Source organism: Anaerohalosphaeraceae bacterium, from assembly GCA_037479115.1.
Classification (GTDB): domain Bacteria; phylum Planctomycetota; class Phycisphaerae; order Sedimentisphaerales; family Anaerohalosphaeraceae; genus JAHDQI01.
The window spans coordinates 19194-41960 of sequence record JBBFLK010000014.1 but is presented as its reverse complement, the minus strand read 5'-3'; the positions used below and the strand labels follow the sequence as shown (position 1 = coordinate 41960).

Annotated in this window: 16 protein-coding genes; 9 read left to right on the top strand and 7 right to left on the bottom strand. The window is 56.7% G+C overall.

Annotated features, from left to right (window positions below; genetic code table 11):
* Positions 1–6: 6 nt before the first annotated feature.
* The 4 genes from WHS88_08105 (at position 7) to WHS88_08090 (ending at position 3050) form a co-directional block, all read left to right on the top strand.
* A complete protein-coding gene (locus tag WHS88_08105; protein ID MEJ5260135.1) occupies positions 7–1749 on the top strand; it encodes a proline--tRNA ligase in 1743 nt (580 codons plus the stop codon).
* A gap of 101 nt (positions 1750–1850) precedes the next feature.
* A complete protein-coding gene (locus WHS88_08100; protein ID MEJ5260134.1) occupies positions 1851–2159 on the top strand; it encodes a nucleotidyltransferase domain-containing protein in 309 nt (102 codons plus the stop codon).
* A complete protein-coding gene (locus WHS88_08095; protein MEJ5260133.1) occupies positions 2149–2532 on the top strand; it encodes a HepT-like ribonuclease domain-containing protein in 384 nt (127 codons plus the stop codon). The genes WHS88_08100 and WHS88_08095 overlap by 11 nt, the downstream gene beginning before the upstream one ends.
* Positions 2496–3050, top strand: a complete 555-nt coding sequence (locus tag WHS88_08090; protein MEJ5260132.1) for a DUF4416 family protein — start codon at positions 2496–2498, stop codon at positions 3048–3050. Before WHS88_08095 ends, WHS88_08090 begins: the two co-directional genes overlap by 37 nt.
* A 25-nt stretch (positions 3051–3075) precedes the next feature.
* On the opposite strand, the gene mutS is transcribed toward WHS88_08090, so the two are convergent.
* Genes mutS through obgE form a run of 4 tightly spaced genes read right to left on the bottom strand, consistent with a single transcriptional unit; the run spans position 3076 to position 8720 of the window.
* On the bottom strand, positions 3076–5697 hold the full coding sequence (gene mutS / locus WHS88_08085) for a DNA mismatch repair protein MutS (GenBank protein ID MEJ5260131.1): 2622 nt from the start codon (positions 5695–5697) through the stop codon (positions 3076–3078).
* An 8-nt stretch (positions 5698–5705) separates the two neighbouring features.
* Complete coding sequence (locus WHS88_08080; GenBank protein ID MEJ5260130.1) at positions 5706–6899, bottom strand: GTPase; 1194 nt, start codon at positions 6897–6899, stop codon at positions 5706–5708.
* Positions 6869–7723 (bottom strand): type III pantothenate kinase, encoded by an 855-nt coding sequence (locus tag WHS88_08075; protein MEJ5260129.1) that lies wholly within the window; start codon positions 7721–7723, stop codon positions 6869–6871. Before WHS88_08075 ends, WHS88_08080 begins: the two co-directional genes overlap by 31 nt.
* The gene (gene obgE, locus WHS88_08070; GenBank protein MEJ5260128.1) at positions 7704–8720 is read right to left on the bottom strand and encodes a GTPase ObgE; all 1017 of its coding nucleotides are present in this window, start codon (positions 8718–8720) and stop codon (positions 7704–7706) included. The genes WHS88_08075 and obgE overlap by 20 nt, the downstream gene beginning before the upstream one ends.
* 178 nt (positions 8721–8898) lie before the next feature.
* On the opposite strand from obgE, the gene WHS88_08065 reads away from it, so the two are divergent.
* On the top strand, positions 8899–12288 hold the full coding sequence (locus tag WHS88_08065; GenBank protein MEJ5260127.1) for a mechanosensitive ion channel domain-containing protein: 3390 nt from the start codon (positions 8899–8901) through the stop codon (positions 12286–12288).
* Positions 12289–12298: 10 nt separating this feature from the next.
* Here the strand turns inward: WHS88_08065 and WHS88_08060 are convergent, their stop codons facing one another.
* Positions 12299–12496 (bottom strand): hypothetical protein, encoded by a 198-nt coding sequence (locus tag WHS88_08060; GenBank protein ID MEJ5260126.1) that lies wholly within the window; start codon positions 12494–12496, stop codon positions 12299–12301.
* A gap of 27 nt (positions 12497–12523) precedes the next feature.
* A complete protein-coding gene (locus WHS88_08055; GenBank protein MEJ5260125.1) occupies positions 12524–14101 on the bottom strand; it encodes a transglutaminase-like domain-containing protein in 1578 nt (525 codons plus the stop codon).
* A 152-nt stretch (positions 14102–14253) separates the two neighbouring features.
* Between WHS88_08055 and WHS88_08050 the strand changes: the two genes are divergently transcribed.
* From WHS88_08050 to fucU, 4 genes are all read left to right on the top strand, one after another.
* On the top strand, positions 14254–15702 hold the full coding sequence (locus tag WHS88_08050) for a UDP-N-acetylmuramoyl-L-alanyl-D-glutamate--2,6-diaminopimelate ligase (protein ID MEJ5260124.1): 1449 nt from the start codon (positions 14254–14256) through the stop codon (positions 15700–15702).
* Positions 15703–15800: 98 nt separating this feature from the next.
* Positions 15801–17171, top strand: coding sequence for a hypothetical protein (locus WHS88_08045; protein MEJ5260123.1), 1371 nt, complete (start codon positions 15801–15803; stop codon positions 17169–17171).
* A 56-nt stretch (positions 17172–17227) separates the two neighbouring features.
* Positions 17228–21091 (top strand): lamin tail domain-containing protein, encoded by a 3864-nt coding sequence (locus WHS88_08040; GenBank protein MEJ5260122.1) that lies wholly within the window; start codon positions 17228–17230, stop codon positions 21089–21091.
* A 463-nt stretch (positions 21092–21554) separates the two neighbouring features.
* Positions 21555–21983: an L-fucose mutarotase gene (gene fucU / locus WHS88_08035; protein MEJ5260121.1), complete on the top strand. Its 429-nt coding sequence runs from the start codon at positions 21555–21557 to the stop codon at positions 21981–21983.
* Here the strand turns inward: fucU and WHS88_08030 are convergent.
* The gene (locus WHS88_08030; GenBank protein MEJ5260120.1) at positions 21961–22764 is read right to left on the bottom strand and encodes an alpha/beta hydrolase; all 804 of its coding nucleotides are present in this window, start codon (positions 22762–22764) and stop codon (positions 21961–21963) included. The two genes, fucU and WHS88_08030, sit on opposite strands and share 23 nt — an antisense overlap.
* Positions 22765–22767 lie beyond the last annotated feature (3 nt).

Below are 22767 nucleotides of genomic sequence, written 5' to 3'. Positions count from 1 at the left end.
ATTTTCATGCGCTACAGTCAGACGTTTATCCCTACGGTCAAGGAAGTGCCTGCGGAAGCGGAGATTATTTCGCATCAGCTGATGATTCGCGCCGGTCTGATGCGCAAGCTGGCCAGCGGCACCTATATTTATCTGCCCGCCGGTCAGCGGATTTTGCTGAAGGTGATGAATATCGTCCGGGAAGAGATGAACCGGGCCGGTGCGCAGGAGTGCACAGTGCCGGTTGTGCAGCCGATGGAGCTGTGGCAGAAAACCGGCCGGGATATTGATTACGGCGAAACGCTGGGAAAGTTCCGCGACCGGCACGGACGAATGAACGTGCTTTCGCCGACGGCGGAGGAAGGGTTTACATATCTGGCCTCGCAGGAGATTCAGTCGTACAAGCAGCTGCCGCTGAATCTGTATCAAATCAATACAAAATATCGGGATGAGTTTCGGCCCCGCTTCGGCGTGCTTCGTTCCCGTGAATTCCTGATGAAGGATGCCTACAGTTTTCACGCCACGGAGGAGTGTCTGCACAAAACCTATATGGATATGTACAATGCCTACCGACGGGTGTTTGCCCGCTGCGGGCTGGAGTTTGTGATTGTCGAGGCCGAAACGGGCGAGATGGGCGGCACCGGTTCGCATCAGTTCACCGTTCCCTGTGAAAACGGCGAGGATGTGATTGTCTATACAGAGGATGGGCAGCGTGCGTGGAATATCGAAAAGGCCCCGGTGGACCCGCTGCCCAAGCAGCCGCCGGTGCGGGCGGACGCGCCTGCTGAAGTGCATACGCCGAATGTCGGCAGCATCGAAGCGGTTTGTGCGTTTCTGAAGGCCCGTCCGCAGGATTTGATTAAAACCCTGATTTACAAGACAGACGAGGAGGTTTTTGCCGTTCTGGTTCGCGGCGACCATGAAGTCAATCCGGAGAAAGTCAATCAGTTCTTTGTCGGGCATCATATTGAGCTGGCGGATGAGGAGACGATTCGAAAGGTTACCGGAGCGGCCGTCGGTTTTGCCGGACCGGTCGGGCTGGCCGGACGCGTCAGCAAAATTCTGATTGACCATGCCGTGGCGGCTATGGCCGTCGGCATCACCGGTGCCAACAAGACGGATTATCATTTGAAGAATGTTGTGCCGGGCCGGGATTTCCCGCTCGAAGGCGCCGGGATTCAGGTTTGTGATGTCCGCAATGCCGTTGCGGGCGACACCTGGGGCGGGAAAAAACTGCTCTTTAAGCGGGGCATTGAAGTCGGACAGGTTTTTAAGCTCGGCACCAAATACAGCGTCAAACTGGAGGCGTTTTTCCTGGATGAAGAGGGCCGCCGCAAGCCCTGCCTGATGGGCTGCTACGGCATCGGCATCAACCGCATTGTTGCTTCTGCGATTGAGCAGTCGCACGATGAGTGGGGCATTATCTGGCCGATGACGATTGCCCCCTGGCAGGTGATTGTCACGCCCGCCGCACCGGATGCGGATGTGATGGAAGCGGCGGAGCGGATTTACCGCGAGCTTCTGGACAAGGGCGTCGAGGTCCTGCTGGATGACCGGGACCTGCGGGCCGGTGTGAAGTTCAAGGATGCCGACCTGCTGGGCATTCCGATTCGGATTACGCTGGGCAAAAATTCGCTGGCCGAGGGCAAGGCCGAGGTGAAACTGCGCAGCGAAAAGGACAAGCAGCTGGTGGAGATTTCCCGGGCCGCCGCCTTTGCCGCCGAACGGGTTCAGCAGATGCTGAACAGACTGAATGCGGTTTCGGTATAGAAATTTGTGGACAGGATTCACTTTCACCGAATGGCGGGTCTGCTTGACCCTCTTTTGATGAATCGGTATAATCAGGAAAGAAACGAGAGGGTATTCAGGTTGTGATTGAACAGATCAAACAGCATCGCGGGGCACTGGAGGCACTTTGCAAGAAATATCGAGTAGCCCGACTCGAACTGTTCGGCTCGGCCGCTTCAGGCCGGTTTAATCCTCAAACCAGTGATTTGGATTTTTTGGTGGAGTTTTTGCCGCTCCGGGAGGGAGAATATGCCGAGGTTTATTTCGGTCTTCTGTTCGATTTGGAGCAGTTGTTCGGAAGACCGGTGGACTTACTTATGCCCACAGCCGTAAAGAACAGATATTTTCTGGACATGGTGAATCGACAGCGAGAGCCGCTCTATGCAGATTGAAAAACGGTCTTTGTTGGAAGATATTCTCCCGGCGGCGGAGTCCATTGAGCGGTACACGCGCGGCAAAATACTTGAGCATTATCTTGAGGATGATCAGCTTCAGGCCTCCGTGGAGCGAAAGTTCGAGATTATCGGGGAGGCGATGAATCGGCTGTATAAACTCGATGCACAAATCACAGAACAGATAGAAGATTCCCGAAAAATTATCGCCTTTCGCAACATTCTGATTCACGGCTACAGTGCGGTTGACAATCGAGTTGTCTGGGATATCGTCAAATACCATATTCCTCGGCTTTCAAGTCCGGAGTCTGCTCGAGTAAGGCGGATATCTTGCTTATGGGAGAGGTTGCATCACCCCAGCCGGTCAAACTGATTTGCGGGATTCTTGCGTCGGATTTGCGCTGTCTTCAGGCGGCTCAGGAGGCCCTGCAGCGGCAGTACGGGCGGGCGGACTGTATCAGCGAGGTCTGGCCCTTTACCCAGACGGATTACTATCGGGAAGAGACCGGGCCGTCGATTCTCCGCAATTTTCTGGCCTTTGAACAACTGATTGAGCCGGGTCGGCTGGCGGACATCAAACACCAGACCAATGAGCTGGAAAAAAGACTGGCGGAGGAATTAAAGACCCCCTGGCCGCGTCCGGTGAACCTGGACCCGGGGTATCTGGAGCCGGCCAAACTGGTTCTGGCCTCAACCAAGAATTTTTCCCATCGAATTTACATCGGACAAAATATGTATGCCGAGGTGACCCTGATGTTTCACAAAGGGGCCTGGCGGAGTTTTGAGTTTACCTTCCCGGATTTTCGCGGGCCGCAGTACCATGGATTCTTAAGCGAAGTCCGCGAGCGGCTTATCCGCCAGCGGCGGGAATTGCAGGGAATAAAACAATAAAGAGTTCCGACAGCCGTGCCGACGGCTATTCCATCTCTTTTTTGATTTCATTGAGCAGATTGATGGCTTCGATGGGGGTCAGGTTGTTCACGTCCAGTTCCCGGAGTTTTTCGAGGACGGATTTGTGTTTTTCGACAAACAGGAGGTCTTCCTCCTGAGCGGTTTTGTGGCGGGCGAGTTTTTCGCCGGAGGCCTCTTTGGCGAAGGTGTTTTCGAGGTCTTTAAGGATTTCATCGGCCCGGCGAAGGATGGATTTGGGGATGCCCGCCAGTTTGGCTACGTGAATGCCGTAGCTTTTGTCGGTGCCGCCGGGCACAATTTTGTGCAGGAAGATGACCTGTCCCTCCCATTCCCGCACGGCCACGTTGAGATTTTTGACATTGACCAGCAGCCGGCCCAGTTCCGTCAGTTCATGATAATGCGTGGCAAACAGGGTGCGGCATTTGATGTGGTTGGCCAGATGTTCGGTAATGGCCCAGGCCAGCGACAGCCCGTCATAGGTGCTCGTGCCGCGTCCGACCTCATCGAGAATGACCAGCGACCGCTCCGTGGCATTGTTCAGGATATTGGCGGTTTCGGTCATCTCCACCATAAAAGTACTCTGGCCGCGGGCCAGTTCGTCGGAAGCGCCCACTCGCGTGAAGATTCGGTCCACCAGTCCGATGCGGGCCTCTTTGGCCGGAATGAACGAGCCCGTCTGGGCCAGCAGCACCAAAAGGGCGGTCTGGCGGATGTAGGTGCTTTTGCCCGCCATATTGGGGCCTGTGATAATCGCCAAATCACCGCTTTCGGTCCCTAATTCCACATCATTCGGGACAAACTCCGCGCCCATCAGGTCAGCCAGAACCGGATGTTTCCCCTCAATGATGACCAGTTCTTTCGTGTCGGTCATCTGCGGGCGGATGTAGTGATTCTGCCGGGCCAGATGGGCAAACGAGGCCAGACAGTCAATCTGTGCAACGGCGTCGGCTAGTTTCTGCAGGCGCGGGATATACTGTGCCGTGTGCAGGCGGATTTGGTCGAAGAGCTCCTGCTCTCGTTCAAGGGCCTTTTCGGAGGCGGTCAGCACCTGCTCTTCATATTCTTTCAGCGGCTCGGTGATGTAGCGTTCGGCATTTTTGACGGTCTGCTTACGGATGTAGTCGGGCGGCACCCTGTCCGCCATCGAGTGGGTCACCTCGATGTAGTAGCCGAAAACTTTGTTAAAACCGATTTTCAGGTTGGGGATTCCGGTTCGCTGGATTTCCTTCTGCTGATAGTCCGCCAGGAAACTGCGTCCGTCTTTGGAGAGGGAGCGGAGCCGGTCGAGCTGTTCATCAAAGCCCGTGCGAATGACGCCGCCGTCGCGCAGATGCATCGGCGGGTCCGGCTCGACGGCTTTCTCGAGCAGCTCGGCCAGTTCGTCCATGCTGTCGCATTGTCCGGCCAGCTGGTTGAGCAGGGCGGCGGAGCATCCGGCCAAAAGCTCCCGCAGCGGCGGGATTTTCCGCAGGGTGCGTCCGGCGGCGACCAAATCCCGCGGCGTGGCCCGGCCTGTGCTGATGCGGGCGGCAATCCGCTCCACATCGGCGGTTTCTTTTAAGAGGTCCCGAATGCGGGCGCAGACCGTCTCCTGCTCGACCAATTCTTCAATCGCATCCTGCCTTCGCCGAATTTCTTCGAGGTCGTACAGCGGCATGCACAGCATCGAGCGGAGCCGGCGGCTGCCCATGCCCGTCAGGGTCCTGTCCACCGTCTGCAGCAGCGTGCCGCGTGTGCTTTCCCCGCGAATCGTCTGGACGATTTCCAGAGACCGAAGCGAAATCGGGTCAATTCGCAGAAAACGGCTGGGTTCAACCTTTTGAAGTTTGGTGATATGGGTCAGCGCGGTTTTCTGGGTTTCCTGAAGATATTCCAAAACTGCGCCGGCCGCACAGAGCGTTTCATCTCCGTCCTGAATGCCGAATCCCTCGAGCGTCGAGACGCCGAAATGCTTCAGGAGTTTCTGGCGGGCCGTGTATGGGTCAAAATACCAGCCCGGCCGCTCCGTGACGACGGCGTTTGTCATCTGGCGGATTTGGGCCGCCAGGGTCTGGGTTTCCGCTCCGAACAGGTCGCCTTTGCGTTCGGCCAGCAGGACTTCTTTCGGATTAAGGCGGAGGATTTCGTCGAGGGCTTTCTCCCGCGGTACTGACTGGATGAAGAAATGCCCTGTGGACAAATCCACCCAGGAGAGGGCGTCGGCGGTTCGTCCGAGATGGACGGCACACAGAAAATTATCTTCCCGTTCATTGAGAAGAATCTCATCCGTCAGCGTGCCGGGTGTGACAATTCGAACGACGTCGCGTTTGACAAGGCCTTTGGCTTTTTTGGGGTCCTCGACCTGTTCGCACACGGCGACTTTATAACCGGCCTGCAGCATTTTCTTCAGGTAGCCGTCCACGGCGTGGTAGGGAATGCCCGCCAGCGGAATCGGCTGGTCTCCGGCTTTGCCCCGGCTGGTGAGCACCAGCCCGAGCACGCGGGAGCAGACGGCGGCGTCTTCAAAAAACGTTTCGTAAAAATCTCCCATCCGGAAAAAGAGGACGGCATCCGGATACTTTTGCTTAAAATAGCGAAACTGCCGCATCGCCGGCGTCAGATTGTCCTGGTTGACCGATGGCTTCATAGTTTTGATTATACAGCCTGGGGGGCCTTGAACAACAGTTGAATGAGGGTTTTTATACGGTCCGGGTCATCGGCCGACACAATCTTCTGCAGAAGCTGAATCTGCCGGTCCGTAAAGGCCGCCGGCCGGGTCGGGTCGAACGAGTCAACATGAAGAATCTGAAGAATCCGCTCGCAGAGGGTTTCCATATTTGTGCCCTGCAGGGCACTGACGGCGACAGCGTTCCGGTTATCGGGAGGAAGGATTTTGGAAAGGTCATATTTGTTTAAGACCGTCAGGGTCGGAACGGGGCCGGATGTCGGCAGCTGTTGGGTCCATAAAGGTGCTGTCGTATCCAGAACGTACAAAATCAGGTCGCAGCCCTTCAGCAGTTCTCTTGTTCTCTGCTGGGCGATTTGTTCGAGCGTGTCCGCCCGGGCCAGCTCTTCATCCAGACCGGCGGTATCCACCCACTCGACCCAGAGCGGGCCGAGGCGTCCGAAGGCGGTTACCCAGTCGCGTGTGGTGCCCGGAATATCGGAGACAAGGGCCCGCTCCTGTCCGGCCAGTCGGTTCAGAAGGGTGCTTTTGCCGCTGTTGGGCGGACCGGCAATCACGATGCGGACGCCCTGCAGGATTCGCCGGGCGACTCGGCTGTGCCGGAGAATGGCTTCGGATTCGGAGTGAATCGATTGGATATCCGGCCGGTTCATCCATCGCCGAAGTACTTCTGTCAGACCGCCTGTGCTTTGATGGTGAAGACACTGAACACCCAAAAAAGAGACCGCCCGCAGCATTTCGAGTCGTGCCTCCGCCTCGATGGAGTTGGAACAGGCGGACTGGAAGCGCCGCCGGAGCATCTGTTCAAAACCGACGATTTGCACACCGGTGTTTTGAAGGGTTTTTAAGATTTGCTGCAGAATCAGCGGATTGCCGTGGGCGTGCAGGGCGAGGCGGTTTTCCGTTTCCATTGCCGCCAGTCCCTCATCGAGCACGCGGGAGTCTGCGAGAAACTGTCCGCGGAGAATCTGTCCGACTTTCCATCCGGCATCTTGGCGGAATGGAAGGAATATCCGCCGCACGGCATGCAAGGCATCCGGCCCTTCGATTTCGATGGTTCCGATGGCGGCCGTTCCCGCCCCGGTTCGAATGCAGGCCCAGGTTTGTTCCGGGTCGAATCCGGACGGCGGAGTTATTCTTTTTTCGGCGGCTTGGACGTCCATTTGGGCTTGTGTTCGCGGTCGAGCTGTTCGATTTCCGCCTTTTCGTAGAGGTATTTTTTGTAGGCGATGATGATGCCCCGCACGGTCAGGTCAGGCACATAGGAATCGACGAATTCGCAGTCGTCCCGAATCAGGGCGGCCCCGCCGCCGGTCAGAATGACCTGCGGCCAGCGTCCCAGCTGCTCGGCGAATTTTCGGCAGACGGTCTCCAGCAGTCCCAGTGCCGAATAGTAAAGGCCGGAGCGAATGGCTTCTACGGTGTTGGCTCCGTTGGGACTGACGGGTTTGGCCATCGTGATGCGGGGCAGTTTGGCGGTGTTTTCCTGCAGGGCCTTGGCGGCTATTTCAAAGCCGGGGCTGATGGTGCCGCCGACAAAGACGCCGCTTTCATCCACCAAATCAATCGTTACAGCGGTGCCGAAATCCGCCACCACAACCGCATCTTCCACCACGGCAAAGGCGGCTGCGGCGGCAATCAGCCGGTCGGTCCCGACTTCCAGCGGGTTGTCCACACTGGTTTCAATGGGCAAAGGAATATCCCGACCAACCAGCAGCACCTTTTCGTTTAATTCCTCCCGAACCAGTTTTTCCAGCAAATCGGTCCAGACCGGCTTAACCGAGCTGGCCACCAGCACTCCGTCGCGAATCGGTTCGGCGGCGGCTTTGGAAAACGGAATCCGCTCCCAGGCCTCCCGAAGCGTCTGCCGAAGGGTCTTTTCAAGGGCCGGGTCGCCGGGGATGGACCGCAGCCATTTTTCTTCATCATCACAGTAGAGAGCCACTTTGACTCGGCTGTTGCCGATGTCAATCGCGATCAGATTCATAAGGTTTTCCTTTTCCCAGACTCCAGAGGGTTTCTTTCAGTTCGGCGATTCCCTGTCCGGTGGCGGCGGAAATCGCCAGAATCGGTTTTCCGTTCGGCAGACGCTCTTTGTACTGTCGGACGAGCGTGCCGTCGGGGTCCAAATCAATTTTGTTCAGGACGATGACTTCCGGCTTTTCGAGCAGCTGGCGGCTGTACAATTCCAGTTCGTTGCGAATGGTATGGTAATTGACAACCGGGTCGGAGCGGTCCGCCGGCAGGATGTCCAGCAGATGAACGAGAATCCGTGTGCGCTCAATATGCCGAAGGAAATCATGCCCCAGTCCGGCTCCCTTGTGAGCCCCTTCAATCAGCCCGGGGATGTCGGCCATTACAAACCGGCGAAAATCGGACAATTCGACAATCCCCAATACGGGCGAAAGAGTCGTGAACGGATAATCCGCGATTTTGGGTCGTGCCTTCGAGCAGCGGGAGATGAGGGTGCTCTTGCCGGCGTTGGGCATTCCGACCAGTCCCACATCGGCAATCAGTTTCAGCTCCAGCCGCAGTTTGCGCATCTGGCCGGGTTTGCCTTTTTGGGCGAAGCGCGGCACCTGCCGAACCGGCGTGGCGAAGGCCTTGTTGCCTTTGCCGCCGCGTCCGCCGCGGGCGATGCAGACCTGCATCCCCTCGCGGTCCAAATCGGCCAGCAGAATGTTCATGTCTTCATCGTAAACCAGCGTTCCCGGCGGCACGGGAATAATCAGGTCTTCGCCGTCGGCCCCGTGCTTGTTTTTTCCTTCGCCGGGTTTTCCGTTCTGGGCTTCCCAAATATGGCGTCCGGAAAAATCCAGCAGGGTATCAATCGAGGGGTCCACGCGAAAGTACACATTGCCTCCGCGTCCCCCGTCGCCGCCGTCCGGGCCGCCCTTGGGGATAAACTTTTCCCGCCGGAAACTGACGCAGCCATGCCCGCCGTCTCCGGCTTTGACGATAATTTTTGCCTGATCAATAAACATAAGTGTTTTATCCGGATTTTCCCAAAAGGCTGATTATATCATCTTTTTCTAATTTCACAATCTCTCTTGCGGCGGCTTCAGAAAGCCCCGCGGGGTTAAAATGCCGTTGAAAAGATTCCTTGATGAGGTAAGATACTCAAAAATCGCAATTTAAGGTCGTTTTTCAGGGATATTAGTTATGAAACAGGACAGCCATTGTGGTTATAAATCGACTCTTGCGGTCTTCTTCTTTCTGATTTGGGTCTCCAGCGGTTTCGGCCAGGTTTTATCGGCTTCGGCCGCCGGGTTGGAGATGTCGGAAGAAAAAGTCTTGCAGTATCGGAAAATTGCGGAGCAGGATTCTTCTGTGAGTCAGCAGACTCGCCAGCAACTTTTTGAACTGTACGACAAAGCACTGGCGATTCTGGCGCAAAACAAGGAAATACGAGGTCGAACAGAGTCTTTCCGACAAATGCAGGCGTCGCTGCCGGCGGAGCTGGAAAAGGCCCGTCAAGCGCTGGCGGCGCTCAATCAGCCGTCCGGGCTGCTGTCGGCAGAAGGGCTTTCGATTGCAGAACTGGAGGAGAAAGTTGCGGCGGCCCGTACGGATTGGGACGAGGCCCGCAAGAATGCCGAACAGGTTCAGCAGGAAATGCTCCGCCGCACCCAGCGACGGACGCAGATTCCGCAGGAACTCCTGACCGCCCGCGGTCAGATGGACCAGCTCAAACAGCAGCCGCCGCCTGTTGTGCCGTTCCGTGCGTCCGAGCCGGCCCAGGTGTCTGCGTTGGTCAGTCAGATTCAGATTGAAACGTTTCGTCTTCAGATGGAGCTATTGGAGGAGGAGGAAAAGACGTATGCCGCCGCCGAGCCGCTGATGATGCTTCAGCGAGACATCACTTCCAGGCGTCTGGCGGAAGCCGAACGTCAGGTGCGGTTTTGGGAGCAGGCGCTTCAGCAGGCCCTCCTTCGCGAGGTTCAGCAGATTCAGGCCCAGGCCGAGCTGGCCGCGCGGCAATCGCAGGGAACACATCCGGTGCTTCAGCAGCTGCTTCTGGAGAACGCTGAACTGGCGTATCTTCAGGCCGAGCGAATCCGGCAGCTGGAAGAAACCGCCCGGTATGCCCTGTCGGTTGAAACCCAGCTGCGAAACGTCAGCAATGATTTTGAGAACATTCAGGCTCAGATTGCCCGGGCCGGGCAGGTGACCAGCGCGCTGGGGGTGCTGCTGGTAACCAAGAAGAACGACCTGCCCGATCTGCGTGAGCATCAAAGACAGATTCGACGCCGGATGATGGAAAGCTCTGCGGTTCAGCTCGAATGGGGCAAATATGACCGTCAATGGTCGGATTTGGCCGATGTGCCGGGTCAGGCCGCGTTTCGGCTTGCAGCGGCGGGCCTGTCGGAGCGCGACGGAGACTATTCCGTTTTGCTTCCGAAGGTCATCGAACTGCTCAGCCGGCAGCGGGAGCTGCTGCAGAGTCTGACGGCTTCCACGATGCAGTATCTGGCGGCACTGGCCCAGCTGGACATCCAGGAGCGGGCCCTGGTCAGCACCGTTCAGGCGTATCAGCGGTTTATCGAGGAGAATAGTTTTTGGGTCAAAAACACCTCTTTGTTAAGTCTTCGGGATTTTGGGGCTGTTCTGCGGGTCGGCCGGGAATGGATGTCCGGGAGCCGATGGCGTCAGATTTTTTCGGCTTGGCGCCAGGATGTCGTGGAGGAATGGGGGCTGCATATCGTTTGTGCGGCCGGGTGGATTGGGCTGTTCCGCTGCCGAAGGTGGTTCAGAAAGACGCTGGGGGAACTGACTGAAAGGGTCCGCCTGGCGGCACCGGATCGTTTTTTTTACACCGTGTATGCCCTGCTGCTGTCGGTTTTGTCGGCGCTGGTCGGGCCGCTGGTGCCGTTTTATCTGGGCTGGCGTCTGAAGTCCGGCTCAGCGCTGTACCCGGAGGCGGCTTCCCTGTCGGCGGCGCTGCTGGCTCTGGCGGTGAGTCTGTTTGTGTATCGATTTCTCCGGAGCGTCAGCGGACCGGCGGGCCTGGGGGAACATTTCCGTCTGCCGGCGGATTTGCTGAACACGCTTCGACGGCACATCAGCGGGTATTTCCGGATTCTCATTCCGCTTGTGGTTGTGTGGTATTTGACGGAGGATGCTGCAATAGAGGAAGCGGCCCGCAACGGCGTCCTGCGGCTTCTGTTTTTGGCCCGGCAGATTCTTCTGATGGTGTTTCTGCTGGTTTTGCTGCGTCCCTCGGGGGCGTTTGTCTCTTCGTGCCTGCCGCATGGTCACTGGCTTTATGCGTTTCGGTATGTCTGGTACGCGGGCTGCTGGCTGATTCCGCTGTTTTTCTGTTATTTATCCATTCTCGGATACGGATTTACCGCCCGGCAGCTTGAACAGCGTCTGCAGGAGACAATATTGTTTCTGCTGGCCGTGCTGTTTGTCTATGGGATGCTGATTCGCTGGCTTTCGGTCCTTCAGCAGTCTTTGCATCATCAGCCGGCTGAATCTGTCGGGCCGGCTGCACCGGAGTCAACCGCTCCGTCTAAAGAAAGCCGGACGGAGCATTCCCCGGAATGGTTCGCTCATCTGTTTGGTCAGACCCGCAAACTGATCAATGCGCTGGTGATTGTGCTGATGGCGGCGGGGGTCTTTTGGATTTGGAGGTCTGTGCTGCCGGCGTTCGGCGCGCTCGAAAAGGTCCATCTGTGGACCTCATCGGACGCCCAGGGGCGGCTGAGAATTATTACACTGGCCGGACTGTTCCGGGCGCTGATTATCACAATTCTGACGGCGATTCTGACCCGAAACATTCCGGGCTTTCTGGAGGTGAGTCTTCTGCGGCGGTTCCCGCTGGATGCCGGGGTGCGTTTTGCCATCACCTCCGTCAGCCGATATGTGCTGGTGATTGTCGGAATTATGCTGGTGTCCTCTGAAGTGGGCATCCGCTGGTCGTCGATACAATGGCTGATTGCCGCGCTCGGTGTCGGTTTGGGCTTTGGTCTGCAGGAGGTTTTCGCCAATTTTGTCTGCGGTCTGCTGCTTCTGCTGGAGCGTCCGCTGCGGGTGGGGGATGTGGTGACCATTGGGGAAATTACCGGGCGGGTCACCCGAATCCAGACCCGCGCGACGACGATTCAGCTGTGGGACCGCAAGGAACTGGTGGTGCCCAATCGGGAATTTATCACGGGCCGGCTGATTAACTGGACCCTTTCGGATACGGTTTTGCGGCTGACATTTCCGGTGGGGGTCGCGTACGGTTCGGATGTCAGAAAGGTTGAAGAAGTCTTATATCGAATTGCACGTTCCCATCCGAAGGTCATTCAGGATAATCCGGCACCCCGTGTGGTATTTGACAGTTTCGGAGACAATGCGCTGCAGTTTGAGCTGCGGGTTTTCATCCCTTCAATGGACTGTCTGGTCGATGTCAAGCATCAGATTAACTGTGCGATCGACCGGGAATTCCGCAAAGAAGGCATCGAGATTGCGTTCCCGCAGCGGGATTTGCATATCCGGTCGATTCAGGTGCCGCTGCCGATTCAGCCGTTGGAGCCGAGCCGGGATTCCGGAGGTCCGCAATAGTCCGGTCTGCTTATTCTTCCCAGGTTCCCAGGGCGACCGGCGCGCACAGGAAATCTTTTTGGGCGGCAACCCGTCCGCAGCTTTTGCAGACGTATTGGGGATTTTCCACAAGCCCTTTGTATTCTTCCGGGCGGCTGCGGTGAAGCCCGTCGGAGGTCAGTTTGCACAAATGGTTCGAATGGTTTTGGCTGTCTGAACAGGGCTGCATAGGAAGACTCCTGCAAAAAAGGGTTTTTTATTGGGAAACGGATGGAGAGGGTTGGGGCGGCAGGGCGGGAAGCACCGTTACCTTTTCAATTTTGAAACTCCCGAAGACGGTTGTCAGATTCAGAAAATCGGTCGGATTGCCGCTGCCTTTGGCCAGCATAATATGACCCGGTCCGTATCCGTGCGGAGCCCGCGTGGCATCCAGTCCCATCCAGACTCCGCCGACATAGGCCTCCGCCCAGGCGTGTCCTCCGAACACATTTTTTTGTCCGGCCAAATTGTCCGTGTACACCAGTCCGCTGACGACGCGGGCGGGAATCCCCACGGCCCGGCAGAGGGCGGCGGTCAGGACGGCGTGTTCTGTACAGTCGCCCTGGCGGCTTTCGGCGATTTCGCGTGCGGAGGCATAGCCGACGGAGAAGTCGGCGGTTTTGATGTACCCTCGCACAAAGGCCTCAATCTGGCGGGCGGCTTTGGCGGCATCGGTTGTTGTGCCGACGGCGGTCCGGGCCATTTCGACAATTTTCGGGTCGGTGCTCTGGAGATATTCCGTCGGTTTCAGGGCGTCCAGAATCTCCGGGTCGCTGCCGGTATAGGGGAAAGGCACGTCGGAAGGGGGCACAGCCGGACGAACCGTCAGCAAAAACCGTCTGCCTCCCAGCGGCTCGACGCTCTGATTGTTATCCGAAGGCAGAAGAATGTCCTCGGGCGACAGAATGGTGATTTCATAGGCAATTGCCGAGGCCGTCCCCGGCGGAGGCAGAGGAATCGGACTGGGTACGGTCATCAGGGCCAGAAAATCGAAGATGTCCTCCGGCCGCAAGGCCAGGTCTTTTTCGCAGGCAATCAGTTCGAGAGTTTTGTCTCCGAAGGGAACCAGAATTTTCAGCGGTTCGAGATTGTCATCACAATAACTGACCGTTCGAATGGTCTGAACCTGATTTCCGAATGGCAGGGGAATGCGGAGCAGCGTTTCCGTTTCATAGGCCCGAACCTTCCTGCCGAGCAAGTCAATTTCTTTTTTGGGGCCGGCTTTGACGGTCATGGAGAGGATACCGCCGGTGGTCTCGAGCATGTCGGGCCGAAAGATAACGGCTTGAAACTCTGTTCCCTCCGCCAGCCCTTTTTGTTTCTGCAGCCGCCGCATCCCTTCGTTCATCAAGGCGCCCGACGGATAGACCAGCGAAAGGGTTTGCTGGGTGCCGCCGATTTCGAGGGTGACATCCATTTGTCCGTCGGGCCGAATAATCCCGCTTCGCTTCTGTATGCCTCCGCCGATGTCCTGAATCATTTCAAAGCCGAGCGGTTTGCCGTCTTCGGTTTCGATATGGGTTTCCCGGGTGTACAGGCGGGTTGTCTGTCCTCCCCGATAGACGGTAAAAGTCATTTCTTCCGTGGAAACAATTCGGCCGTTTTTGGTCTGTCGGGTTCGGATGGAATGCCCGACCTTTTTGCCTTCCAGAAAGACGGCCATATAGGCGGGTTCTTCATCGGCCGCCCAAAGCGGCCGAACATCAACAGACAGGCACCAGAGCGCCGCAATCCAAATGATGGGGCGCAGCCCCGATGTCCGACTGATTTGAACGGGCTTTGCATTTTTCATCATTCCGTCCTTCCTATATTTTCAGGAGCCGGAGGTTATTTGGTCGATAAAGGATTATAATCCTGATGGAAGGGATTTGCAATGAAACGAACAAGACAATTGTAGAGTAATGCTGTCTACAAACAGCAGTCAGACTGCAGCGGAGTTGCTCTCAAATGACGTTGACGGAATTGCTGGCTCGGGTAAATGGTTCTCAGTTAATTCGTGTGCGGAATGATTCCCGGAAGGTGCAGCCGGGCGATGTGTTTGTGGCGGTTCGCGGCGCCCATGCCGATGGGCATGCTTTTATTGAGCAGGCCGTTCGGCAGGGGGCCAAATACATTGTGGCGGAACGCCCGATGGTGTTGCCGCCTTCGGTGGAACTGATTCTGGTTCAGGACAGCTCGGCGGCGCTCGGTCAGCTGGCTCAGGCCTCGTTCGGCAATCCCAACAGCCGACTGACCAATCTGGCCGTTACAGGCACAAACGGCAAGAGCACAATTGGATACCTTGTCCGTTCGGTGCTGAACACAGCCGGAATGCCCTGCGGGTTAATCGGCACTATCCAATATGATTTGATCGGAGAAATCGTCGATTCCCCCCTGACCACGCCGGACCCGCTGACGCTGGCGGAAGCGGCAGCCAAGATGGTCGAACACGGCGGACGCTTCATGATGATTGAGGCCAGCAGCCATGCCCTCGACCAGAATCGGCTGGCGGGGGTTTCCTTTTCCGCAGCGGCTTTTACCAACCTGACCGGAGACCATCTGGATTATCACAAGACGATGGATGCCTATCTGGCGGCCAAAACCAAACTTTTTACGGGGCTGCCCATTCACGCTCTGGCGGTGCTGAATGCGGATTCCGATGCTTCTGCTCAGATTGCCGCCAAAATCAATCGTCGGATTCTGTGGTACTCCACGCATAAGGAAGCGGATATTACCGCAGAAATTGAATCCATGGATGCCGCGGGCAGTGAATTTTATCTGGTCTTTCGAAATGTGAAAGAAAAGGTGCAGACGCCGCTGCCGGGTCTTCATAATATCAGCAATCATCTGGCGGCAGCGGGGCTTTGTTTTGCCGTGGGGCTGGATGTGTCCACCGTGGCGGCCGGGCTGTCGGCGCTTCAGGCGGTTCCGGGGCGTCTGGAGCCGATTCTTTGCGGTCAAGCCCAGGAGGCCGGAATTCGTGTATTTGTCGATTACGCCCATACGGATGATGCCCTTCGAAACGTCCTGACAACCCTGCGTCCGCTGTGCCGGGGTCGGCTGGTTGTCGTTTTCGGCTGCGGCGGCGACCGGGACAAAACCAAACGTCCACGAATGGCCCAGGTGGCACAGGCCCTTTCTGACCGGGTCATCGTAACCAGTGATAATCCGAGGACGGAGGAACCAAATTCGATTATTCAGGATATAGTAAAGGGATTTACGGATACATTCAGGGTCCAGTCTGTCGTGATTGAGCCGGACAGAAGAAAGGCCATCCGCCTGGCGATTCATGAAGCCAAAGAGGGGGATATTGTCCTGATAGCCGGAAAGGGGCATGAAAACTATCAAATTATCGGAACGCAAAAAAACCACTTCAGCGACCAGGAGGAAGCATTGCGAGCCCTGAGTGAACTGTGATTGTCCGGATTTAACAAAAAACTAATTTTCTTTGTAAAAGTCATCGCTTTTCCGACATCTATTTTTAAAAAGAACGAGAATTTTTTGTCGGGGGATAAGTGAGAAAGCACATCCTTTTTGTCTTGTTCCTGCCGTCGCTGGCTGTTTGTAATTTCATCGCCTACAATGACTGTATTCGCGGAACGGGTGATACAACAGCCCCCAATGTCACAAACTGGACTATTTATAACGGGTTTACATCCCAACCCTCCGGTTACTTAATTGACTTTACCACCGGTCTTCAAACTCCTGTTCTGGCGACTTTCCGATGGAATGCCTCCGCGGGCCTGGCTGTCAGCGAAACCAGCGGTTCGGCCGAAGGGGAAAGTCAGCCGCGGCCGGGGACCCCGGCGTACGAGATTTTCGGCGGGATTGTCGATTTTTCCAATCGGCTGATTTATTACGGCAGCAGCGGCTGGTGGGTTGAAATTGAGTTTACCGGTCTGAACCCTCAAAAAAATTATACTTTTGTTACAACGGCGATTCGGGGGTATCTCTATCCGGAACGTCTTACGCTTTTTACCCTTTCCGGCCATGTCAGCGCCGTTAATAACAGTTCAGACGGGGTTTATTTGAAAAACGGGGACCAAACTGTTTTACGGGCTGGCGGCAATCATTTAAGCACTACCGGATACGTTGTCCGCTGGGACCAAATCCGCGTAGCCGACCGGGGCGATGGAACGGGAAGTTTCAAAGTGCGGGCTCAGGCCTACGGCAGCGACTATCGGGCGTATCCGTTCGGCGGATTTATGCTCGCTGAGGAGGGCAACACGGCTCCCAGAGTGAACGCCGGAGCGGACGAGACGATCCGCCGCCCGCGGGAGTACCTGACCTTAAACGGCTCTGTATCTGATGACGGATATGGAGCTCCGGACGGGACACTGCAAATCGCCTGGTCGCAGCTTTCCGGGCCGGCAGATGCGGTGTTTGTTTCCTCTCCCAATCAGCCGCAGGTCTCGGTACGTTTTCCGACAGCCGGCCGTTATGAACTGCGGCTGTGGGCGACCGATGGGGAGCTGCAAGCATCGGATACCGTGGTTGTCACGGTGGAAGAACCATTCTGTCCTTTGGGGGATATCAACGGGGACTGCCTGGTTAATCTGTCGGACCTGAGCGACTGGGCTGCCGGCTGGCTGGTTGACAGCGGGGCGGGTTTGTTTGATTTGGACGGCAGCGGGCGGATTTGTCCGATTTGTATTTTCTGGCGGTTTCGTGGCTTCAGCAATGGATTGGTTCGGTGCAGGTGGTTTTGCTGCCGGCGGAGGCCGCCGCTGCCGGTGCCCGCTGGCGGTTGGACGGGGGGCCCTGGCTGTCTTCCCAGACTGTTTTGTCCTCCGTGCCGCAGGGGCCTCATACCGTTGACTTTTCGCCGCTTTCGGGCTGGTTTTCTCCGCCCCCTCAGGAGATTTTTGTTTCCGAGGGTCAGCTGACCGCTTTTGCGGCGGAATACACCCGTCCGCCGAAGGTGCTGGCGATTAACGAATTTATGGCCGTCAACTCCAATGTGAGCGATTTGCGTCCGCTGCCGGCAGTCAATCTCTACACGCAGGTCAATGGGCAGCCCGCTTACGAGGATTGGATTGAAATCCGCAATCTGTCCGACCAGACGGTTTCGCTGGAAGGATGGTATCTGACCGACAGCCGAAACAATCTGACCAAGTGGCGGTTTCCGGCCGGCGTCTCCATTGGTCCCTGGGGCTATTTGGTTGTTTATGCATCCAACAAGGACGAATCAAAATACGGTTATCCTTTTATCGATGACTGGGGGAACCTGCATACCAATTTTGAATTGTCGATGGATGGGGAGTTTCTGGCGCTGGTTCGTCCGGACGGACAATGGATAGAAGACCGTTTTGACCCGTATCCGCCTCAGCGGGGTCTGGTCTCCTATGGCGTCAGCTCCGATGGACGAATCGGCTATCTGACTTCGCCGACCCGAGGGGCTGCCAACACAGGGATTTATGAAGGGGTTGTCGGGGATACCCAATTCAGCGTCAAACGCGGATTCTTTGAAAGCCCGTTTACGGTTCATATTTCCTGTTCCACGCCGGACGCGGTCATCCGCTATACGACAGACACAAGCGAGCCGACCGCCACAACCGGCCAAATCTACAATCCGGCCAATCCGATTCAGATTACCCGGACGACTTGCCTGCGTGCGGCGGCCTTCAAACCCGGCTGGCTGCCTTCCAATGTGGATACGCAGACCTATTTGTTTCTGGATAATGTTCTTACGCAGGCAACCAATCCGTCCACCGGAGCGCAGGCAGTCCCCGCCGGCTATCCGACGACCTGGCCCGGCGGTACATACAGCGGCTCCGTCACAGGGGATTACCAGGTGGACCCGGACATCGCCTCGCCCAGCGGGCCGTTCGGACCTTTGTATGCGGCCACCCTCAAAGATGACCTGAAGGCGATTCCGTCGGTTTCGCTGGTGGTGCCGATTGCTCAGCTTTTCGGGTCCGGCACGGGAATCTATATCAATCAGAGTCAGGACGGAACGGAACGGGCCGGCTCCATCGAATGGCTGGACCCGCAGGGCATAGAGTCCTTCCACACCAACTGCGGAGTTCGGATGCAGGGCGGCGTCAGCGGCGGCGGCACGACCCTCAACCGATGGAAGAGTTATAAGTTGTCCTTCCGTCTGACTTTCCGAGGGGTTTACGGCGGTCAGTTCCGGTATCCTTTGTTCGGGCCGAATGCGGCGGACTGGTTTGATACGGTTATTTTGGATTCCCGTCCGCAGAACAGCTGGGTACATCCGGATGCCACACAGCGTCTGCGGGGGGAATATGTCCGCGACCAGGCGGCCTCTGATACGCAGCTGGCGATGGGGGGGTATGCCTGTCACGGCAGGCCCGTGCATCTGTATCTGAACGGTCTGTACTGGGGACTCTACTGGCTGCATGAGCGGCCGGATGATTCCTTTGCGGCGGCCTATCTGGGCGGTGAGAAGGATGATTATGATGTCATCAAGCACGACTATACCAATGTCGTCAGCGGCAGCAATAACGATTATATTGCGATGTTTGCACTTTCGCCCACCAGTCCGGATGTGCTGACGGCGTTTGAAAATCTCAAACAAAAGCTGGATGTTCCCGACTTCATCGATTACCTGCTGGCCAATTTCTATCTGGGCAACGGCGACTGGGACCACAAGAACTGGTACGCGACGCGGAATCGGTTTGACCCGGCCGGACGCTGGCGATGGCATATGTGGGACGGTGAGCATGTGATGGATGACGGCACGTTTACCGTCGTGGATGCCACCACCAAGAATACGGCGATGGCACCGACCGGACTGCATCAGAAGTGGATTGTCAATTCTGAATATCGGATGCTTTTTGCCGACCGGGTTCATAAACATTTCTTCCACAACGGTGCCTTGACGCCGGAAAACTTTGCGGCGATGTTTAACCGATTAACCGGCTGGATTGACCGGGCGATCGTGGGCGAGTCCGCCCGCTGGGGCGACAACCGCCGTCCGGCGACTCCCTATACCCGAAATGTCGAATGGCTCAATGAATGCAATCGGCTGCGGACGAATTTTATTCCGACGCGCCGCGATGTTGTCCTGGCTCAGTTTACCTCGAAAAATCCGCCGTGGTATCCGACGATTGCGGCTCCGGAGTTTTTTGTGAACGGCGTTTTGCAGTACGGCGGACGGGCCGAAAGCGGGGCCGTTCTGACAATGACCGCCGGCAGCGGCAATACCATCTGGTACACGCTGGACGGTACAGACCCGCGGCTGCCGGGCGGAGCGGTCAACACGGCTTCGGCGGCGGTTTACAATGCTCCGCTGACTCTTTCCAAAACCCTGTTTATCAAGGCCCGGGCTCGAACCAGCGCCGGGCTGTGGAGTGCGCTGGCGGAAGCCGTCTTTGAGGTCGGGTCGGTGCGGGACTATCTCCGCATTACGGAAATTATGTATCATCCGACAAATCCGGAGATGGAGTTTCTCGAGTTGAAAAATATCGGCGATCAGACGATTCATCTGGACTGGGTTCGTTTTACCAAAGGGATTCGGCATACGTTCCGGAATGCGTCGATTGAAGGCGGCGGTTTTCTGCTGCTGGTCAAAAACAAAGCCGCTTTTGAAGCCGTCTATACCAATGTTCCTGCCGGCGTGCCCATTGTGCAATGGGACGAGGGGGTTCTGGACAATGCCGGAGAGACCCTGACGCTCACGGATGCGCTGGGCGAGGTCATTTTGTCGTTTGCATACAAGGATTCCTGGTATCCGCTGACCGACGGGGCAGGATTTTCTCTGACGCTGCTGAATCCGCTGGAAAGCGACCTGTCGGTCTGGGGCCGCAAGATGGGCTGGCGGGCCAGTACAGCCGCCGGGGGCTCGCCCGGCCGGGAGGAAATCGGACTGCTCCCCGGCAGTGTTGTAATCAATGAACTGCTGGCCCATTCTCACGGCTCATCGCCCGACTGGATTGAACTGTATAACACGACCGACCAGGCGATATCCATCGGCGGCTGGTTCCTCAGCGACAGCGGCAGCAATCTGATGAAATATCAAATCCCGGAGGAAACCGTGCTGGCTCCGTATGGATATATTGTCTTTTACGAAGACCTTCATTTCGGCTCGGCGTTTGCTCTCAGCGAGAACGGAGAAACGGTTTATCTGACCTCCGGCCAGGGCGGCCAACTGGGCGGATATCAGGCCGTCCAGCCGTTCGATGCATCGTTGAGCGGGGTTTCTCTCGGCCGTTATCTGAAAAGCGACGGCGATATGGATTTTGTGGCGATGAGCATCCCGACCCCCGGCGGTCCGAATGCCTATCCGCAGGTCGGCCCGATAGTGATATCGGAAATCCAGTACAATCCCGGCCCCGGCAATACAGGCAATGAATATATTGAACTGGTCAATCTTTCCTCACAGCCGGTTCTGCTGCAGGACTGGGTTGATACGGAAACGGCGCCGGGAGTTATCGTTCAGGAGTTGGTTCCCTGGGCCTTTACGGAAGGGATTGATTTTACCTTCCCGCCGAATACGGAGATTCCGGCCGGCGGTGTGCTGATTGTTGCCAAAAGCCCGTCCGCTCTGCAGGCTTATTACGGTTCTCAGATTCCGGCGGGCGTTCCCGTTCTGGGGCCGTTTGAGAATGATACGTCCTTAAGCAACGGCGGCGAGAAGGTCCGTCTTTGTCGGCCCGGGGAAAAGCCCTTCGGCAAAACTCGTTCCTGGATTCGCGTGGATCAGGTGACCTATGATGATGAGCCTCCATGGCCGACCCAGCCGGACGGCTACGGAGCGACCCTGCAGCGGATTTCTCTTTCTGCGTACGGCAACGACCCGGCCAACTGGACCGCCGGGGCTCCCTCGCCGGGGGTGTATTAAAGCATATGCCCCCGAATCAATAAGACTGGATTCCCGCCTTCCTTCTTCGCGAAAAGCTTCGGAGGACAAGTCGCGGGAAGACCTGGATTCCCGCCTGCGCGGGAATGACAGGCACCTACACGGAAATGGCAGAGACCTGCGAGGGAATGGCAGACGTCTGCGCGGGAATGTCGAAATGACGCGGGAATGACGGGTGCCTTTGTGGGGATGACGGAGGGCTTGGCGTGGGAAATAGCCCCGGGCGCAAGCCCGGGGAAAAGAGGATGCATCCGTTAACAGTTATCAGTCATCAGTTAACAGTTATCAGTTATCAGTTATCAGTTATCAGTCATCAGTCATCAGTTATCAGTTATCAGGGACGAAAGGAGATTTTTCGGTCTTATCTGTTTCAATTCCTCCCGGGCTTGTCGGCGGAGGTTTTTTCCCTTAGAATGGTGCAGACTTGTTTAGGGAAAGGGATGCTATGCTCAAGGGAATTCCGGCGATTCTTTCGCCCGACTTGCTGAAGGTGCTGATGGAAATGGGCCATGGGGATGAACTGGTGCTGGCGGACGGCAACTTTCCGGCCTGTTCGAACGCCCGCCGTCTCATCCGGGCCGACGGCCTGATGATTCCGCCGCTGCTGGAGGCCGTTTTGAAATTCTTTCCGCTGGACCAGTATGTCCAGCGGCCGGCTGTGCTGATGCAGGTCGTGCCTGGCGACCCGACTCGACCGACCATTTGGGAGGAATACCGGAAAATCATTCGGGCCAGCGGCGAGAAGTTTACCGATTTTGAGCAAATCGAACGGCACGCTTTCTATGAACGTGCCCGAAACGCCTTTGCGATTGTGGCCACCAGCGAACCGGCCCTTTATGCCAACCTGATTCTCAAGAAGGGCGTGGTCGTTTGACCGGGCGGCTTTGGAGGATTTGGTCCAGAAGCTCGGCCAGCTCTTTGGGTTTGGAACGCTGGGGGTTGTGGTCGGCCTCCATTCGGTGCACCGGCCATTCGTAGCCGGCCGCCCGCTGAGCGTATGGATAAAATGTGTCCAGCTGTTCGGCCGTACCCGGGTCAACTGTCAGAATATAATCGGCTGGAATCTCCAGACGTTTCGGGTTGTTCAGGACGATGGGGTCGGTGAGGGTCTTGAGGGGATGCGGGACATCTTTGGGCGGATTTTGGTCTTCTTTGACCCACATCGGATAGATAAATCCGCCGCGTGCGGCGGCCAGCAGCTGCGCCTTGTTGGCGGCAAAGGCCGGATGGTCCAGCAGATTTTCTCCGTCCTCCGGAAGGACGGCATCCAGATAAATCAGCCGGCTGATTCGCCCCGGAATCCGGTTGGCAACGCCGGTGATGACCATTCCGCCGTAACTGTGGCCGAGGAGAACAATCCCTTTCAGGTCTTCAAATAAAATCACATTCACAATGTCCTGAATGTGGGTTTCTAAGCTGATTTGCTCGCCGGCCAGATGGACCCGTTCTCCCTGTCCGGTCAGGGTGGGTCGATAAACCTGATACCCTTTGGCTTGGAGCAGTTCCTCCATTTGACGAAATCCCCAGCCGCCGCCCCAGGCCCCGTGAACCAGAACAATTACGCCTTTGGAGGGCTTTGTTTGCTGCCGGCAGCTGAAGAGCGGTGCAAGCCCCAACACCATCAGCCACATCCACAGTACAGTCTTTTTTGTCATCGT

What these genes read in the sequence shown, in the direction of transcription:
- WHS88_08105 (MEJ5260135.1), top strand. Translation starts at nt 7, where the DNA reads ATGCGCTACAGTCAGACGTTTATCCCTACGGTCAAGGAAGTGCCTGCG.
- WHS88_08095 (MEJ5260133.1), top strand. Translation starts at nt 2,149, where the DNA reads ATGCAGATTGAAAAACGGTCTTTGTTGGAAGATATTCTCCCGGCGGCG.
- WHS88_08090 (MEJ5260132.1), top strand. Translation starts at nt 2,496, where the DNA reads ATGGGAGAGGTTGCATCACCCCAGCCGGTCAAACTGATTTGCGGGATT.
- mutS (MEJ5260131.1), bottom strand. Translation starts at nt 5,697, where the DNA reads ATGAAGCCATCGGTCAACCAGGACAATCTGACGCCGGCGATGCGGCAG.
- WHS88_08080 (MEJ5260130.1), bottom strand. Translation starts at nt 6,899, where the DNA reads ATGGACGTCCAAGCCGCCGAAAAAAGAATAACTCCGCCGTCCGGATTC.
- WHS88_08075 (MEJ5260129.1), bottom strand. Translation starts at nt 7,723, where the DNA reads ATGAATCTGATCGCGATTGACATCGGCAACAGCCGAGTCAAAGTGGCT.
- obgE (MEJ5260128.1), bottom strand. Translation starts at nt 8,720, where the DNA reads ATGTTTATTGATCAGGCAAAAATTATCGTCAAAGCCGGAGACGGCGGG.
- WHS88_08065 (MEJ5260127.1), top strand. Translation starts at nt 8,899, where the DNA reads ATGAAACAGGACAGCCATTGTGGTTATAAATCGACTCTTGCGGTCTTC.
- WHS88_08060 (MEJ5260126.1), bottom strand. Translation starts at nt 12,496, where the DNA reads ATGCAGCCCTGTTCAGACAGCCAAAACCATTCGAACCATTTGTGCAAA.
- WHS88_08055 (MEJ5260125.1), bottom strand. Translation starts at nt 14,101, where the DNA reads ATGATGAAAAATGCAAAGCCCGTTCAAATCAGTCGGACATCGGGGCTG.
- WHS88_08050 (MEJ5260124.1), top strand. Translation starts at nt 14,254, where the DNA reads ATGACGTTGACGGAATTGCTGGCTCGGGTAAATGGTTCTCAGTTAATT.
- WHS88_08040 (MEJ5260122.1), top strand. Translation starts at nt 17,228, where the DNA reads ATGGCCGTCAACTCCAATGTGAGCGATTTGCGTCCGCTGCCGGCAGTC.
- fucU (MEJ5260121.1), top strand. Translation starts at nt 21,555, where the DNA reads ATGCTCAAGGGAATTCCGGCGATTCTTTCGCCCGACTTGCTGAAGGTG.
- WHS88_08030 (MEJ5260120.1), bottom strand. Translation starts at nt 22,764, where the DNA reads ATGACAAAAAAGACTGTACTGTGGATGTGGCTGATGGTGTTGGGGCTT.